Consider the following 16,155-nt stretch of genomic DNA (forward strand, 5'->3'; position numbering starts at 1 on the left):
ATCATGTCCAACGTCATCAACGAACTCCTCGAACGCTCCCACCGCCTGGGCGCCGACCCGCGCAACACCAACTTCGCGGGCGGCAACACCTCGGCCAAGGGCAGCGAGGCCGACCCCGTCACGGGCGAGGACGTCGAGCTGCTGTGGGTCAAGGGCTCCGGCGGCGACCTCGGCACGCTGAAGCAGGCCGGCCTCGCCGTGCTCCGCCTCGACCGGCTGCGGGCGCTCAAGGGCGTCTACCCGGGCGTCGAGCGCGAGGACGAGATGGTCGCGGCCTTCGACTACTGCCTGCACGGCAAGGGCGGCGCCGCGCCGTCCATCGACACCGCCATGCACGGCCTCGTCGAGGCCGGGCACGTCGACCACCTGCACCCCGACGCGGGCATCGCGATCGCCACCGCCGCCGACGGCGAGGAGCTGACCGGGCGCGTCTTCGGCGACAAGGTCGTGTGGGTGCCGTGGCGCAGGCCCGGCTTCCAGCTCGGCCTGGACATCGCCGCCATCAAGGAGGCCAACCCGCAGGCCATCGGCTGCGTCCTGGGCGGCCACGGCATCACGGCCTGGGGCGAGACGTCCGAGGAGTGCGAGGCCCGCTCGCTGGAGATCATCCGCACGGCGGAGGCGTACCTGGCCGAGCACGGCCGCCCCGACCCGTTCGGCGCGGTCGTGTACGACACGCTGCCCGAGGCGGAGCGGCACGAGCGGGCGGCGGCGCTGTTCCCGCTGATCCGCGGCCTGGCCTCGACCGACGTCCGCGTGGTCGGCCACTACACCGACACCCCCGAGGTGCTCGACTTCGTCTCCCGCGCCGAGCACCCGAGGCTCGCCGCGCTGGGCACGTCCTGCCCCGACCACTTCCTGCGCACCAAGGTCGCCCCGCTGGTGCTGGACCTGGCGCCGGACGCCCCGCTGGAGCAGGTCGCCGAGCGGCTGCGCGAGCTGCACGCCGCCTACCGCGCCGACTACACCGCCTACTACGAGCGGCACGCCACCCCCGACTCCCCGGCCATCCGCGGCGCGGACCCGGCGATCGTGCTGGTGCCGGGCGTCGGCATGTTCTCCTTCGGCAAGGACAAACAGACCGCGCGCGTGGCCGGCGAGTTCTACGTCAACGCCATCAACGTCATGCGCGGCGCCGAGTCCGTCTCCTCCTACGCCCCCATCCCCGAGTCGGAGAAGTTCCGCATCGAGTACTGGGAGCTGGAGGAGGCCAAGCTCCGCCGGATGCCCAAGCCCAAGCCCCTGGCCACCAGGATCGCGCTGGTGACGGGCGGCGGCTCGGGCATCGGCGCGGCCACCGCCCGCCGGCTGGCCGCCGAGGGCGCGTGCGTGATCGTCGCCGACCGCGACCTGGGCGCGGCGGAGAAGGTGGCCGCCGAGATCGGCGCGAACGCCTACCGCGTCTCGGACGTGGCCGTGGCGGTCGGCGTGGACGTCACGTCGGAGGAGCAGATCACGGCCGCCGTACGCGCGGGCGTGCTCGCGTTCGGCGGCGTGGACCTGGTCGTCAACAACGCCGGCCTGTCGCTGTCGCGCGCGCTCCTGGAGACCACGCTGGCCGACTGGGACCTGCAGCACGACGTGATGGCGCGCGGCTCGTTCCTGGTCTCCCGCGAGACGGCCAGGGTCATGATCGACCAGGCCATGGGCGGCGACATCGTCTACATCTCCTCCAAGAACGCGGTCTTCGCCGGCCCGAACAACGTCGCCTACGGCGCCGCCAAGGCCGACCAGGCCCACCAGGTGCGCCTGCTGGCGGCCGAGCTGGGCGCGCACGGCATCCGGGTCAACGGCGTCAACCCCGACGGTGTCGTACGCGGCTCCGGCATCTTCGCCTCCGGCTGGGGCGCCAACCGCGCGGCCGTGTACGGGGTGGAGGAGGAGAAGCTGGGCGAGTTCTACGCCCAGCGGACCCTGCTCAAGCGCGAGGTCCTGCCCGAGCACGTGGCCAACGCGGTCTTCGCCCTCGCGGGCAGCGACCTGACCCACACCACGGGCCTGCACGTCCCGGTGGACGCGGGCGTGGCCGCCGCCTTCCTCCGTTAGTCAGGAGTAGGCGGCCACCATCCCGGTGACCATCACCACGAATCCGGCCGCCGTGACCAGGACCCCTCCGGTCACGGCGGCCCGGCTGCGCACGCCCCGCCAGTACAGGAGCACGTACGGCAGGAAGCCCAGACCGCCCAGCCCCACCCCCGGCAGCGCCAGGGCCGCCAGCACGCCCCTCGTCCCGGCCGGCGCCGCCCGGTCGCCCTCCGGCGTGAGCTGCGCCCGCGTCACGTCGCCCGCCGAGGAGTCGGGCGAGGCGGCCACCTCGACGGCCGGCTCCCCGTTGTCGGGCGTGAACCGGCCCCGGCAGTCGTAGCGTCCCTCGCCCAGGTCCTCGCACGAGAGCACCCGCAGCGTCCCCGGCGTCCCGGCCCGTCCGGTGGCCAGCTCCAGCTCGCCCACCGCGAGGATCATCGGCGCCACGCAGACCGTCAGCCACAGCAGCACGAGGACGGCCCGGCCCCACGGCCCGGGCCCGTTCCCAGGTGTACGCGGTGTTAATTCGGACAAGAACTCGGTCATGGCCGCCATCATGACGCCCCCGTCTTGGAGCTCACCTGTAGGTGACAAGTCTCACGATGCGGGCGTCAACACTGCTCTGGCTTGCATGTTCATCCTCTAGAGTGCATCATCTTCACAAGCAAGGTCATGAGTGTTGATGCATAATCATGCAGGGGGTCGCATTGAGGGCAGCGGTCGCGGGAGCCAGCGGCTACGCGGGAGGGGAGCTGCTCCGCCTCCTGCTCGGGCACCCCGAATTCGAGATCGGCGCACTCACCGCCGCCTCCAGCGCCGGCAGCCGCCTCGGCGCCCACCAGCCTCACCTGCCGCAGCTCGCCGGCCGCGTCATCGAGGAGACCACGGCCGACGCGCTCGCCGGCCATGACGTGGTCTTCCTGGCGCTGCCGCACGGCCACTCCGGCGCCGTCGCCGCCCAGCTCGGCGAGGACACGGTGGTGGTCGACTGCGGAGCCGACCACCGGCTCTCCGACCCCGCCGCCTGGCAGGAGTTCTACGGCGGCGAGCACGCCGGCACCTGGCCCTACGGCCTGCCCGAGCTGCCCGGCCAGCGCGAGCTGCTCAAGGGCGCCAGGCGCATCGCCGTGCCCGGCTGCTACCCGACCTCCGTGCTGCTCGCCATGACGCCCGCCTTCGCCGCCGGCCTGGCCGCCCCCGACGTGGTCGTGGTCGCCGCCAGCGGCACCAGCGGCGCCGGCAAGTCGCTCAAGCCCAACCTGCTCGGCAGCGAGGTCATGGGCTCGGTCAGCGCGTACGGCGTCGGCGGCGTCCACCGGCACACCCCCGAGATGGAGCAGGGCCTGTCGGCCGTCGCGGGCACGCCCGTCCGGGTGTCGTTCACCCCGACCCTGGCCCCCATGAGCCGCGGCATCCTCGCCACCTGCTCCGCCCCCGCCGCGCCCGGCCTCACCAAGGAGTCGCTGCGCTCGGCGTACGAGGTAGCGCTGAAGGACGAGCCGTTCGTCCACCTCCTGCCCGAGGGCGTGTGGCCCGCCACCGCCATGACCTACGGCGCCAACACCGCGGCGCTGCAGGTGACGCTCGACCCGCGCGCGAACCGCGTGGTCGCCGTCATCGCCATCGACAACCTCACCAAGGGCACCGCCGGGGGCGCCCTGCAGAGCGTGAACCTCGCCCTCGGCCTGCCGGAAGAGCTCGGCCTCCCCACGACAGGAGTTGCTCCATGAGTGTTACCGCCCCCCTCGGCTTCCGGGCCGCGGGCGTCGCCGCCGGGATCAAATCCGGCGGCGCCCGCGACCTGGCCCTCGTCGTCAACGACGGGCCGAGCCGCGCCGCCGCGGGCGTCTTCACCGCCAACCGCGTGAAGGCCGCCCCTGTGCTGTGGTCACAGCAGGTCCTGGCGGGCGGGCGGCTGCGAGCGGTGGTGCTCAACTCCGGCGGAGCCAACGCCTGCACCGGCCCTGAAGGCTTCCAGGACACCCACGCGACCGCCGAGAAGGTCGCCGAGGCGCTGGAGGACTCCGCGGGCGAGATCGCGGTCTGCTCCACCGGCCTGATCGGCGAGCGGCTGCCGATGGACGAGCTGCTGACCGGCGTCGGCACCGCCGCGGGCCAGCTCTCCCGCGACGGCGGCCTGGCCGCCGCCGACGCCATCCGCACCACCGACACCGTCTCCAAGATCTCCTTCAAGCGCGGCACCGGCTACATGGTCGGCGGCATGGCCAAGGGCGCCGGCATGCTCGCCCCCGCCCTGGCCACCATGCTCTGCGTGATCACCACCGACGCCGACCTGACCAGCGAGCAGCTCGACGCCGTGCTGCGCCGGGCCACGTCCGTGACGTTCGACCGGCTCGACACCGACGGCTGCATGTCCACCAACGACACCGTGCTGCTGCTGGCCAGCGGCGCCGCCGGCGTCCAGCCCGACCTGGCCGAGTTCGAGCAGCGCGTCACCGACGTCTGCGCCGACCTGGCCAGGCAGCTCCTCGTGGACGCCGAGGGCGCCTCCAAGGCCATCGCCATCGAGGTCGTCGGCGCCGCCTCCGAGGCCGACGCCGTCAAGGTCGGCCGCTCCGTGGCCCGCTCCAACCTGCTCAAGTGCGCCATCCACGGGGAAGACCCCAACTGGGGCCGCGTCCTGGCCGCCGTCGGCACCACCGACGCGGTGTTCGAGCCCGACCGGCTCAACGTGGCCATCAACGGCATCTGGATCTGCCGCGGCGGCGCCGTCGGCGACGACCGGTCCAAGGTGGACATGCGCCCCCGCGACGTGACGATCACCATCGACCTGTCGGCAGGCCCGCAGACCGCCACCGTGCACACCACCGACCTGACGGCCGACTACGTGCACGAGAACTCGGCGTACTCCTCATGAGACTGACCACCGCGCAGACCAAGGCCGAGGCGCTGATCGAGGCGCTGCCCTGGCTGACCCGCTTCCACGGCGCGACCGTCGTCATCAAGTACGGCGGCAACGCCATGACGGAGGAGGGCCTCAAGGCCGGCTTCGCCGAGGACGTCGTCTTCCTGCACCAGGCCGGGCTGCGGCCCGTCGTCGTGCACGGCGGCGGCCCGCAGATCAGCACCGCGCTCGACAAGGCGGGCATCGAGTCCACGTTCACCGCCGGCCTGCGGGTCACCACGCCCGAGGCCATGCAGGTCGTCAGGATGGTGCTCACCGGCCAGGTCAACCGCGACATCGTCGGCCTGGTCAACCGGCACGGCCCGTTCGCCGTCGGCATGTCGGGCGAGGACGCCCACCTGTTCACCGCCGTGCGCAAGCAGGCCATCGTGGACGGCGAGCCGGTCGACATCGGCCAGGTCGGCGAGATCACCAAGGTCGACCCCGGCGCCGTGAACGCCCTGCTGGACAACGGCCGCATCCCGGTCATCTCCAGCGTGGCCAGGGGCGACGACAACGAGATCTACAACGTCAACGCCGACACCGCCGCCGCCGCGCTGGCCGTGGCGCTCCAGGCGCACAAACTGATCGTCCTGACCGACGTCGAGGGCCTGTACGCGAGCTGGCCCGACGACACCGACGTCATCGACCTGCTCACCGCGGCCGAGCTGGAAACGATGATGCCCACCCTGTCCAGCGGCATGGTGCCGAAGATGGAGGCGTGCCTCACGGCCGTGCAGGGCGGGGTGCCGCAGGCGCACGTCCTCGACGGCCGCGTGCCGCACTCCCTGCTGCTGGAGATCTTCACCAATGAAGGAATCGGAACGATGGTGATGCCCTCATGAGCCTGTTCGAAAGGTTCGAAGCCGCTTTCATGCCCAACTACGGCGTCCCCCCGGTCGCCCTGGCGCGAGGCGAGGGCTCCCGCGTGTGGGACGTGGACGGCAAGGAGTACCTCGACTTCATCGCCGGCATCGCGACCAGCTCGCTCGGCCACGCCCACCCGGCCCTGGTCGAGGCCGTCTCCCAGCAGGTCGCCACCATCGCGCACACCAGCAACCTGTTCCTGCACGAGCCTGAGGTGCTGCTCGCCGAGCGGCTGCGCGCCCTGCTGGACGCCCCCGCCAGGGTCTTCCTGGCCAACTCCGGCACCGAGGCCAACGAGGCCGCCTACAAGCTGGCGCTCAAGTACGGCAGGCGCGAGGGCCGCTCCTACTTCGTGGCCGCCGAGAACGGCTTCCACGGCCGCACCATCGGCGCCCTGTCCCTGACGGGCAAGAAGTCCATCCGCGACCAGTTCGGCCCGTTCCCGGTGCCCGTCCGGTTCGTCCCGTACGGCGACGCCGACGCGCTCAAGGACGCCGTGACCGGCGACTGCATCGCGCTCTTCCTGGAGCCCACCCAGGGCGAGGCCGGTGTGGTGCCGCCGCCCGACGGCTACTTCGAGGCCGCCCGCGAGATCTGCGACTCCACCGGCGCGCTGCTGGTGGCCGACGAGATCCAGTCGGCCATCGGCCGCTCGGGGCACTGGTTCGCCCACCAGGCCGACGGCGTCACTCCCGACATCCTCACCCTGGCCAAGGGCCTGGGCGGCGGCCTGCCGATCGGCGCCTGCGTCGGCTTCGGCGACGTGGGCAAGCTGTTCGACAAGGGCGACCACGGCTCCACGTTCGGCGGCAACCCGGTCTCGTGCGCCGCCGCGCTCACCGTGCTCGACCACGTCGACCTCGACCACGTCAGGACGGTCGCCGACCGGCTGCGCGGCGGGCTGGAAGCCGTTTCCCACCCGCTGCTCAAGGGCGTGCGCGGGCGTGGCCTGTGGCTGGCCGCCGTGCTGGCCGAGCCGCGCTCGGCCGAGGTCCAGAAGGCCGCCGCGAACGCCGGCTTCCTGGTCAACGCCCTGCAGCCGGACGCCGTACGCATCGCGCCCCCGCTGATCGTGACAGCCGCGGAGGTGGACGCGTTCGTGTCCGCGTTCCCAGAGATTCTTGAGGCAGCAAAGTGACCAGGCATTTCCTGCGCGACGACGACCTCAGCCCGGCCGAGCAGGCGGAGGTGCTCGACCTCGCCGCCGCCATGAAGAAGGACCGGTTCGGCTACCGCCCCTTCGAAGGCCCGCAGAGCGTCGCCGTCCTGTTCGACAAGCCGTCGGCCAGGACCCGCGTCTCCTTCCACACCGGCATCGGCGAGCTCGGCGGCCTGCCGCTGATCGTGGACAACGTCTCGGTGCTCATGGGCCGCGGCGAGCCCACCGCCGACCTCGCCCGGGTGCTCGACCGGCAGGTGTCCGCCATCGTCTGGCGCACCACCGGCCAGGAGCTGATCGACGAGATGGCCGCCCACTCCCGGGTGCCGGTCGTCAACGCGCTCACCGACGAGTTCCACCCCTGCCAGATCCTCGCCGACCTGCAGACCATCCAGGAGAAGCTGGGCCGCACCGCCGGGCTCACCCTCACCTACGTCGGCGACGGCGCCAACAACATGGCCCACTCCTACCTGCTCGGCGGCGCCACGGCCGGCATGCACGTACGCGTCGCCGCGCCCGCCGGCTACCAGCCCGACGCCGTCATCCTCGACCAGGCCGCCGCCATCGCCGCGAAGACCGGCGGCTCGGTGGTGGCGCTGACCGACCCGGCCGCCGCCGCGCAGGGCGCGCACGTGATCGCCACCGACACGTGGGTTTCGATGGGCCAGGACGGCAAGGAGGAGAGGGTGGCCGCGCTCATGCCGTACCAGGTCAACTCCGAACTCCTCGGGCACGCCGCGCCCGACGCCGTCGTCCTGCACTGCCTGCCCGCCTACCGCGACTACGAGATCACCCCCGAGGTGCTCGACGGCCCGCGGAGCGTCGTGTGGGACCAGGCGGAGAACCGGCTGCACGCCCAGAAGGCCTTGCTGCACTGGCTAGTGTCTCGCACATGATGATCCCGATGACCAAGGCCGCCCGGCAGGCGAAGATCACCGACCTGCTGCAGCGGAAGGCCGTGCGCTCCCAGCCCGAGCTGGCCAAGCTGCTCGCCGAGAGCGGCGTGGAGGTCACGCAGGCCACGCTCTCGCGTGACCTCGACGAGCTCGGCGCGCTCAAGCTGCGCGCCGACGACGGCTCCCTGGTGTACGCGCTGCCCGGCGAGGGCGGCGGCAGGATCCCGCTGACCCGGCTGGGCACCGGCGAGAGCCCGGCCGCCCGCCTGCACCGCATCGCGGAGGAGTTGCTCGTCGGCGCGGACGCCTCGGCCAACCTGGTCATCGTACGGACACCGCCGGGCGCGGCACAGTTCCTCGCCTCAGCCATCGACCACGCCGACTGGGAGTCCATCCTCGGCACGGTCGCGGGCGACGACACCATCCTCGTGATCAGCCGCGACCCGGCGGGCGGCCAGGCCCTCGCCGAGGCGCTGCTGAAGGTCGCCGACCGGCGAAGCTAGCAGACTTTGGAGATTGTGAAATGCCCGACAGAGTAGTGCTCGCCTACTCAGGCGGCCTCGACACCTCGGTCGCCATCCCGTACCTCGCCGAGAAGATGAACGCCGAGGTCGTCGCCGTCGCCGTGGACCTCGGCCAGGGCGGCGAGGAGATGGACGTCATCCAGAAGCGCGCCGTCGACTGCGGCGCCGTCGAATCTGTCGTGGTGGACGCCAAGGAGGAGTTCGCCGCCGACTTCTGCGTGCCGGCCCTCCAGGCCAACGCCCTCTACATGGACCGCTACCCGCTGGTCTCCTCGCTGTCGCGCCCGCTGATCGTCAAGCACCTCGTCACGGCCGCCAAGCAGTTCGGCGGCACGATCGTCTCACACGGCTGCACCGGCAAGGGCAACGACCAGGTCCGCTTCGAGGCCGGCCTGGCCGCCCTCGCCCCCGACCTGCAGACCATCGCCCCCGCCAGGGACTTCGCCTGGACACGCGACAAGGCCATCGAGTACGCCGAGGCCAAGGGCCTGCCCATCGAGACCTCCAAGAAGAACCCGTTCTCCATCGACCAGAACCTCTGGGGCCGCGCCGTCGAGACCGGCTTCCTGGAGGACATCTGGAACGGCCCCACAGAAGAGGTCTACTCCTACACCGCCGACCCGACGCGGGCGCGCGAGCCCGACGAGGTCGTGATCACCTTCGAGCGGGGCGTGCCCGTCGGCCTCGACGGGCGCACGCTCACGCCGTACGAGATCATCGACGAGCTCAACCGGCGCGCCGGCGCCCAGGGCGTCGGCCGCATCGACATGGTCGAGGACCGCCTGGTGGGCATCAAGTCGCGCGAGGTGTACGAGGCGCCGGGCGCCATCGCCCTCATCGCCGCCCACATGGAGCTGGAGAACGTCACCGTCGAACGCGACCTGGCCCGCTTCAAGCGCGGCGTCGACCAGCGCTGGAGCGAGCTCGTCTACGACGGCCTGTGGTTCTCGCCACTCAAGAGCGCGCTCGACGCGCTCATCGCCGACGCGCAGAAGCACGTCAACGGCGACATCAGGATGACACTCCACGGCGGCAACGCGACCGTGACCGGCCGCCGCTCCGTGGACTCCCTGTACGACTTCTCGCTCGCCACGTACGACACGGGCGACACCTTCGACCAGTCCCTGGCGAAGGGCTTCGTCCAGCTGTTCTCCCTGCCCGCCAAGATCGCGGCGGCCCGGGACGCGAGGAAGGGCTGAGTTGCACTATGGTCTCGGGGGACGCGAAGGAGATGACGGTGAGTGATGGCAAGCCGATGCGGCTGTGGGGCGGACGCTTCGAGAGCGGTCCGTCCGACGCGCTGGCCCGGCTGTCGGTGAGTGTGCACTTCGACTGGCGGCTGGTGCCGTACGACCTGGCGGCGTCCAGGGCGCACGCCCGCGTGCTGCACAGGGCGGAGCTGCTGACCGCCGAGGAGCTCGAGCGCATGATCGGCGCGCTCGACGACCTGGAGCAGGCGTGCAAGGCCGGCGAGTTCCGGCCGACGGTCGCCGACGAGGACGTGCACACCGCGCTGGAACGCGGCCTGCTGGAGCGGCTCGGCTCGCTCGGCGGCAAGCTCCGCGCCGGCCGCTCGCGCAACGACCAGATCGCCACCGACCTGCGCCTGTACCTCCGCGACCACGCCCGATCGGTCGTCTCCCGGCTGGTCGAGCTGGAGACCGCGCTGATGGCGCAGGCCGAGCAGCACGCCGAGACCGCCGCGCCGGGCATGACCCACCTGCAGCACGCGCAGCCGGTCTCCTTCGGCCACCAGCTCCTGGCCCACGTGCACGCCTTCGCGCGCGACATCGACCGCATCACCGACTGGGACAAGCGCGCCGCGATCTCCCCCCTCGGCGCGGGCGCCCTCGCGGGCTCCTCCCTGCCGCTCGACCCGCAGGCCGTCGCCCAGGAGCTGGGCTTCGCCGCCGCCGCCCCCAACTCCATGGACGCCGTCGCCGACCGCGACTTCGCGGCCGAGTTCCTCTTCGACGCGGCCATGATCGGCGTGCACCTGTCGCGGCTCGGCGAGGAGATCGTCCTGTGGGCCTCGCAGGAGTTCCGCTGGATCGAGATGGACGACGCCTACTCCACCGGCTCGTCGATCATGCCGCAGAAGAAGAACCCCGACGTGGCCGAGCTGGCCCGCGGCAAGTCCGGCCGGCTCATCGGCAACCTCATGTCGCTGCTGACCACCCTCAAGGGCCTGCCGCTCACCTACAACCGCGACCTCCAGGAGGACAAGGAGCCGGTGTTCGACGCGGTCGACACGCTGCTGCTCGTCCTGCCCGCGATGGCCGGCCTGGTCGCCACCATGCGGGTCAACACCGCGCGCATGGAGGCCTCCGCCCCCGACGGCTACGCCCTGGCCACCGACCTGGCCGAGCTGCTCGTCCGGCGCGGGGTGCCGTTCCGCGACGCGCACGAGGCCGTCGGCCACCTCGTCGTGTGGTGCCAGGTCAACGATAAGGATCTCGGCGAGCTGACCGACGACGAGCTTGCCAAGGTCTCGCCGCACCTGACGCCCGACGTGCGCGACGTGCTCAGCGTGCCCGGCGCGCTGGCCGCCCGCAAGGCCCACGGCGGCACCGCGCCCGACCGCGTCCGCGACCAGCTCATCGCGCTGCGCGAGGCGGTCGACGCGCAGGCGGCATGGGCCGCGGGGAGCTGAGCTTCGAGCGGGGCGGGGAGCTCAGCCTTGCGCCCCTGCCCCGGAGCTTCTTCGACCGGCCGTCCCACGAGGTGGCGCCCGACCTGCTCGGGCGCGTCCTCGTGCACGGGCCCGTCGCCGTACGCCTGACCGAGGTCGAGGCGTACGGCGGGCCCGGCGAGGACCCGGCGGCGCACACGTACCGGGGCAGGACGCCCCGCAACGCGGTCATGTTCGGGCCTCCCGGGCACCTGTACGTGTACTTCACCTACGGCATGCACTTCTGCACGAACCTCGTCTGCCTGCCCGACGGCTTCGGCTCCGCTGTTCTGTTGCGGGCGGGCGAGGTGGTGGCGGGCGTCTCCAAGGCCCTCACCCGCCGCACCTCCGGCAAACCGTCCACCGGCCGCGACCTGCCCGATCCGGCCGGCGCCCGCCGCTCGGGCGACTCGCCTGATCCGGCACGCATCCTTAGCTCGGGCGACGTACCGGCCATCGGCCGTGAGCCGCAGTCCGAGACCGGCGCCCGCCGTCCGGCCGGGAAGCCGATCGCCGAGCGTGACCTGGCGCGCGGCCCCGCACGACTGGCCGTCGCCCTCGGCCTGATCCGCGACCACAACGGCCTCGACGCCATCCTCGAAGGCTCACCCTCAGGCCGCCCCCACGACTCACTCACCGTGCTCGAAGGCCGCCCCGCCGACCCGGCGCTGATCAGGTCAGGCCCCCGCACCGGCGTCTCGACGGCCAAGGAGACCCCGTGGCGGTTCTGGATCGACGGCGACGCCACCGTGTCCCCGTACCGCGCTCACGTCCCCCGCCGCCGCAGCGCCGCGGCCACCTCCGTAGGAGAGGTGCCCAGGTCGTGAGGGCTGAAGATGTGCAGGTTGTCGCCGGTGTCGATCTCCAGCATCTCGCTGCGCAGCCCCCAGCGCCTGCGTACATCGACCTTGATGTCCCAGATCGCCTCCCACGGCACGTGCAGCTTGCCCGCGAACCCGTGCACCACGGTGATGCCGCTCGGATCGGCCGCCAGCCGTACCGGAACCAGGACGTCACGCAGCCCCATCGCACCCACCAGCACGGCCGCGGGGACAGCTAGGATCACACCCCGGAAATCACCCTCGAACCACCAGTAAACGCCGAGCCCGGCACACACCAGAGCCTCTAAGATCTTGAAAACGGCCAGCTCGCGACGGACCCTCCACATGGACACCCAGCGTATCCAAGTGGCGCGCATCCTGACCGATCGGGCAGGCTTAAGGCATCCGCATCCGAACAGGAAAGCCAGATCACCGTGACCGACATCCTTGACGACCTCGCGTGGCGAGGCCTGATCGCCCAGTCCACCGACCTCGACGCCGTGCGCGCGTCCATGGCCAAGGCTCCGATCACGGTCTATTGCGGCTTCGACCCGACGGCGGCGTCCCTGCACGTCGGACACTTCGTGCCGTTGCTGACGCTGCGCCGCTTCCAGCTCGCGGGCCACAACGCGATCGGCCTCGTCGGCGGCGCCACCGGCCTGATCGGCGACCCGAGCGGCCGCAACACCGAGCGTTCGCTCAACTCCACGGACGTCGTCGCCGGCTGGGTGGAGCGCCTGCGCGGCCAGGTCGGCCGGTTCCTCGACTTCGACGAGTCCCGCCCCAACCCGGCGCGCCTCGTCAGCAACCTCGACTGGACGGGCGAGCTGAGCGCCATCGAGTTCCTGCGCGACATCGGCAAGCACTTCCCGGTCAACCGCATGCTGGCCAGGGAGTCGGTCTCCGCCCGTCTGGCGGGTGAGGGCCTGAGCTACACCGAGTTCAGCTACCAGCTCCTGCAGTCCAACGACTACCTGGAGCTGTACCGCCGCTACAACTGCACGCTGCAGATCGGCGGCAGCGACCAGTGGGGCAACATCACCGCGGGCGCCGACCTGATCCGCCGCGTCGAGGGCGCGCACGTGCACGTGATCACGCAGCCGCTGATCACCAAGGCCGACGGCACCAAGTTCGGCAAGACGGCGGGCGGCGCGCTCTGGCTCGACCCCGCCATGACCTCGCCGTACGCCTTCTACCAGTACTTCCTCAACTCCGACGACCGCGACGTGATCCACTACCTCAAGGTGTTCACGTTCCGCAGCCGCGACGAGATCGAGGCCCTGGAGAAGGCCGTCGCCGAGCGGCCCTTCGCCCGCGAGGCCCAGCGCACGCTGGCCGAGGACCTCACCGAGCTGCTGCACGGCCGCGAGGAACTGGACGCGGTGCTGGCCGCCTCCAAGGCCCTGTTCGGGCAGGGCGCTCTCGAAGAGCTGCCCGCCTCCACCCTGGAGGCCGCGCTGGCCGAGGTCCCCAAGGCCGCCGTGCCCGCGCTCGGCGCCTCCTTCGTCGACCTGCTCGCCGACAGCGGGCTGGTCGAGTCGAAGTCGGCGGCGCGGCGGGCGGTCAAGGAGGGCGGGGCCTACCTCAACAACCAGAAGATCACCGACGAGGCGTACGTGCCGGGGGCCGAGGACCTGCTGCACGGGCGGTTCATGGTGCTGCGGCGCGGCAAGAAGTCGATCGGCGGCGTCACGGTCGGCTGACCCCCCGTCCTGCTTCGCCTGAGCGGGCCTTTCGCACAGCGAAGGGCCCGCTTTCGCATCCCGCGCCGCGGCTCACGTCCCGGCGTTCACTCACGGTCGCGTGAACAACGCCACCGTCAGCCCCGGCAGATCCCCCGAATGCTTGGCCACGCTCAGCTCGAACCCGGCGTCCTCCACTTCCCCCACCCGGGCGATGGAGCCCCCCTCAAGCCCCGACTGTTTCGTGCCCCGCCACACGACCCAAACCCGCTCCCGGTCCGCCAGCGCCCCCGAGACATCGGACCCCTCCGGATACCCGAACCCATCGGGGTCAGGCGCGCTCCCCGCCAGCAGCACGTCCACCGGCATCAGGGAATCGGCGTAGTACTCGAACCCGGCCCGCAACTGGCTCTGCCCGTAGACGATCGCGTCGTCCGGCTCGGCCTTGATCACCCGAAGCGCCCACGGGATGTTCTCGAACCGCCCGTCCTCCTCCCGGATCTCCGAATGTTCGGTGAAGGCCAGCCCGAACCCGACGACCACCACCATCACCGCCGCCACGGTCTGGAACCGCGGCAGCCCCGCTACAGCCAGCCCAGCCAGCAGCGCCAGCGCGGGCGCCGTCACGAACAGATACCGATCCACATACGCCGGCGTCACGAGCACCGACACCGCGAGCAGCAGCACCGGCGGCAGCACCAGCCAGCCCACCAGCACCGGAGCCCACACCCGGTCGTCGCGCCCGGCCGCCGCCCGCCACAGCACCACCGCCCCGGCCAGCGCCATCGCGAACAGCACGACCCCGAGCGTGGTGGCCCCCGCCGCCATCTTCGGGAACTTGAGCCACACCTCCGGCCCCCGCTCCGGGATCCAGCTGATCGCGTGCCGCTCCCCGTACCCGATCAACCCCAGCACGGCGGCGGGCACGCACCCGACGGCCAGCGCGGCCAGCATCCGCACCGCCACGACCCGCCGCAGCAGCAGGAGCTGCGCGGGCAGGACGAGCACCGCGAACAGATGCGTGGAGCAGACGAGCGCCACCGCCACCCCGTACAGCACCCACCGCCGCGCCGCGCCCGGCCGCTCGACGGCGCGGTGCAGCGCCCAGAACGAGAGCACCACCGCGGCTGCCGCGAACGCGTACGACCGGGCGAACGCCCCGTAATAGGACACGGACGGCAGGATCGCGAAGACCCCGGCGCCGATCACGCCCGCCCGCACGCTGTGCAACCGCCGGCCCAGATCTACCAGGAACCAGGCCGCCACCCCGATGGCCAGCGCCGACGGCAACCGCAGCCACAGCTCCGACGTTCCCACCATCGACCAGAAGTGCATGAACAGGTAGTAGGGGAGGAAGTGGCCGTCGATGTGGCGTGCCAGCTCGAACATTCCGGACAGCGAACGGGAGGCGGCGCTGATAGTCGCGAGTTCGTCACCGTTCAGCGTGGCGGAACCCGTTCCTGACAGCCCGGCCACCGTGCCCACCAGCGCCATCCACCAGGGAGGTGAGCTGCGCAGACGTCCGGTGGCGGGGCGGGGGGACGGGGGAGCGAGTGTGGCGGCAGTGGTCACCGGGGCAGAATACGCGTTTTCTGCCGTACACCTCGGACCTCCGACCGCTGCATTTCGGACGTCCACCCGCCCCGCCACCAGAGTCCCGCCAGTACCGCCGACCCGGCAACGGGCCGACATGGCCCGTCGTTGATGGTGCTCACCGGTGAACGACAGCACTGCTCGCCCTCCATGGCGCGCGTCTACCGGCTACGGCAGCACCGCCCGCCTTCCACGGCACGCACCTACCGGCAGCGGCTCCATCGCCCGCCCTCGATGGCTCGCGCCTACCGGTATGGCCGCACTACTCGCCCTTGATTGCCGGCACCGGTCGCGGATGCTCGCCCTTGATGGAGAGTCGGCAATGGGCCGGCACCCAAGCCTGCTCAGCCCGGCCAGCCTCACCGTCCCTCTCCCTCCGGGGCCCTCCTCCCCTCCGCACTCCTCTCCCATCGCACTCCCGTCCCGCAGTACTGCGCGGCCCTGCTCGCCCTCCTGGCCCGCACCACTCGCCACCCCGATCGGGTGCCCATCTCAACGCGCCCACGCGGGGCGATTTGACGTCACGCGGATCGCGACCTAATCTTTCACTTCGCCCCGGGAGTGAGCCGGACGCCGGTCAGGCGGACGGGCCCCAGGGCAAGCCCCTTGATACAAAACGAGCCAACCCGGCAGAGCCGCTTCGGCGTGCTCCAGCATGGGCGGCTTCTGGGTGTGCTCAGATCACCGGAAAATCGGTTGATTCGACACGAGCCGGATGCCACGGTAAGTTACGAGGGTTGCCTCGGAGACGGGGCGCACAATCCTGGAAGATCAAACCACTTCAAGTCAAGTCGCTCGATTTGACACGAAGTAGGGCGATCGGATAAGATTGAGAAGAGCGAGATAGCGCCTCCGCGCTAGGGTTCAGGGATCTGAATTCGAGCCGGAAGTACGCGTCCGTTTCTTGAGAACTCAACAGTGTGTCAAAAGCCAGTGCATGATTTTTCATGCAACACCTCGTCAAGTGATACTTGATGAAACGCTTGGATTAGTTTCCAGACATTGTTTGGAG

14 protein-coding genes are annotated in these 16,155 nt (G+C 71.2%); 11 read left to right on the top strand and 3 right to left on the bottom strand.

Annotated features, from left to right (window positions below):
• Positions 1-3 precede the first annotated feature (3 nt).
• The gene (locus ABD331_RS36860) at positions 4-2,046 is read left to right on the top strand and encodes a bifunctional aldolase/short-chain dehydrogenase (RefSeq protein ID WP_344485591.1); all 2,043 of its coding nucleotides are present in this window, start codon (positions 4-6) and stop codon (positions 2,044-2,046) included.
• On the opposite strand, the gene ABD331_RS36865 is transcribed toward ABD331_RS36860, so the two are convergent.
• Positions 2,047-2,571 (bottom strand): hypothetical protein, encoded by a 525-nt coding sequence (locus ABD331_RS36865; RefSeq protein ID WP_344485594.1) that lies wholly within the window; start codon positions 2,569-2,571, stop codon positions 2,047-2,049.
• Between the two features lie 146 nt (positions 2,572-2,717).
• On the opposite strand from ABD331_RS36865, the gene argC reads away from it, so the two are divergent.
• Genes argC through ABD331_RS36910 form a run of 9 tightly spaced genes read left to right on the top strand, consistent with a single transcriptional unit; the run spans position 2,718 to position 11,874 of the window.
• Positions 2,718-3,755: an N-acetyl-gamma-glutamyl-phosphate reductase gene (gene argC, locus ABD331_RS36870; RefSeq protein WP_344485597.1), complete on the top strand. Its 1,038-nt coding sequence runs from the start codon at positions 2,718-2,720 to the stop codon at positions 3,753-3,755.
• The gene (argJ, locus tag ABD331_RS36875; RefSeq protein ID WP_344485600.1) at positions 3,752-4,903 is read left to right on the top strand and encodes a bifunctional glutamate N-acetyltransferase/amino-acid acetyltransferase ArgJ; all 1,152 of its coding nucleotides are present in this window, start codon (positions 3,752-3,754) and stop codon (positions 4,901-4,903) included. The genes argC and argJ overlap by 4 nt, the downstream gene beginning before the upstream one ends.
• Positions 4,900-5,775 (top strand): acetylglutamate kinase, encoded by an 876-nt coding sequence (gene argB / locus ABD331_RS36880; RefSeq protein WP_344485603.1) that lies wholly within the window; start codon positions 4,900-4,902, stop codon positions 5,773-5,775. The genes argJ and argB overlap by 4 nt, the downstream gene beginning before the upstream one ends.
• Positions 5,772-6,935, top strand: a complete 1,164-nt coding sequence (locus ABD331_RS36885; protein ID WP_344485606.1) for an acetylornithine transaminase — start codon at positions 5,772-5,774, stop codon at positions 6,933-6,935. The genes argB and ABD331_RS36885 overlap by 4 nt, the downstream gene beginning before the upstream one ends.
• On the top strand, positions 6,932-7,852 hold the full coding sequence (gene argF, locus ABD331_RS36890) for an ornithine carbamoyltransferase (protein WP_344485609.1): 921 nt from the start codon (positions 6,932-6,934) through the stop codon (positions 7,850-7,852). Before ABD331_RS36885 ends, argF begins: the two co-directional genes overlap by 4 nt.
• Positions 7,849-8,355 carry an arginine repressor gene (locus ABD331_RS36895; protein ID WP_344485612.1) on the top strand — a complete coding sequence of 169 codons (507 nt, stop codon included), beginning with the start codon at positions 7,849-7,851 and terminating at the stop codon, positions 8,353-8,355. Before argF ends, ABD331_RS36895 begins: the two co-directional genes overlap by 4 nt.
• A gap of 20 nt (positions 8,356-8,375) precedes the next feature.
• Positions 8,376-9,575, top strand: a complete 1,200-nt coding sequence (locus ABD331_RS36900; protein WP_344485615.1) for an argininosuccinate synthase — start codon at positions 8,376-8,378, stop codon at positions 9,573-9,575.
• A 32-nt stretch (positions 9,576-9,607) separates the two neighbouring features.
• Positions 9,608-11,029, top strand: a complete 1,422-nt coding sequence (gene argH / locus ABD331_RS36905) for an argininosuccinate lyase (RefSeq protein WP_344485618.1) — start codon at positions 9,608-9,610, stop codon at positions 11,027-11,029.
• Entirely contained in the window at positions 11,011-11,874 is an 864-nt protein-coding gene (locus ABD331_RS36910) for a DNA-3-methyladenine glycosylase (protein ID WP_344485620.1), read from the top strand. Before argH ends, ABD331_RS36910 begins: the two co-directional genes overlap by 19 nt.
• On the opposite strand, the gene ABD331_RS36915 is transcribed toward ABD331_RS36910, so the two are convergent.
• Positions 11,814-12,113, bottom strand: a complete 300-nt coding sequence (locus ABD331_RS36915) for a PH domain-containing protein (RefSeq protein WP_344485622.1) — start codon at positions 12,111-12,113, stop codon at positions 11,814-11,816. The genes ABD331_RS36910 and ABD331_RS36915 overlap by 61 nt on opposite strands.
• Before the next feature lie 189 nt (positions 12,114-12,302).
• On the opposite strand from ABD331_RS36915, the gene tyrS reads away from it, so the two are divergent.
• The gene (tyrS, locus tag ABD331_RS36920) at positions 12,303-13,571 is read left to right on the top strand and encodes a tyrosine--tRNA ligase (protein WP_344485625.1); all 1,269 of its coding nucleotides are present in this window, start codon (positions 12,303-12,305) and stop codon (positions 13,569-13,571) included.
• A 90-nt stretch (positions 13,572-13,661) separates the two neighbouring features.
• Here the strand turns inward: tyrS and ABD331_RS36925 are convergent, their stop codons facing one another.
• A complete protein-coding gene (locus ABD331_RS36925; protein ID WP_344485628.1) occupies positions 13,662-15,122 on the bottom strand; it encodes a glycosyltransferase family 39 protein in 1,461 nt (486 codons plus the stop codon).
• Positions 15,123-16,155 lie beyond the last annotated feature (1,033 nt).

The organism is Nonomuraea monospora (assembly GCF_039531895.1).
In the GTDB taxonomy this organism is placed as follows: domain Bacteria; phylum Actinomycetota; class Actinomycetes; order Streptosporangiales; family Streptosporangiaceae; genus Nonomuraea; species Nonomuraea monospora.

What these genes read in the sequence shown, in the direction of transcription:
- ABD331_RS36860 (WP_344485591.1), top strand. Translation starts at nt 4, where the DNA reads ATGTCCAACGTCATCAACGAACTCCTCGAACGCTCCCACCGCCTGGGC.
- ABD331_RS36865 (WP_344485594.1), bottom strand. Translation starts at nt 2,571, where the DNA reads ATGACCGAGTTCTTGTCCGAATTAACACCGCGTACACCTGGGAACGGG.
- ABD331_RS36910 (WP_344485620.1), top strand. Translation starts at nt 11,011, where the DNA reads ATGGGCCGCGGGGAGCTGAGCTTCGAGCGGGGCGGGGAGCTCAGCCTT.
- ABD331_RS36885 (WP_344485606.1), top strand. Translation starts at nt 5,772, where the DNA reads ATGAGCCTGTTCGAAAGGTTCGAAGCCGCTTTCATGCCCAACTACGGC.
- ABD331_RS36900 (WP_344485615.1), top strand. Translation starts at nt 8,376, where the DNA reads ATGCCCGACAGAGTAGTGCTCGCCTACTCAGGCGGCCTCGACACCTCG.
- argH (WP_344485618.1), top strand. Translation starts at nt 9,608, where the DNA reads ATGACGGTGAGTGATGGCAAGCCGATGCGGCTGTGGGGCGGACGCTTC.
- argB (WP_344485603.1), top strand. Translation starts at nt 4,900, where the DNA reads ATGAGACTGACCACCGCGCAGACCAAGGCCGAGGCGCTGATCGAGGCG.
- argC (WP_344485597.1), top strand. Translation starts at nt 2,718, where the DNA reads ATGCAGGGGGTCGCATTGAGGGCAGCGGTCGCGGGAGCCAGCGGCTAC.
- ABD331_RS36895 (WP_344485612.1), top strand. Translation starts at nt 7,849, where the DNA reads ATGATGATCCCGATGACCAAGGCCGCCCGGCAGGCGAAGATCACCGAC.
- argJ (WP_344485600.1), top strand. Translation starts at nt 3,752, where the DNA reads ATGAGTGTTACCGCCCCCCTCGGCTTCCGGGCCGCGGGCGTCGCCGCC.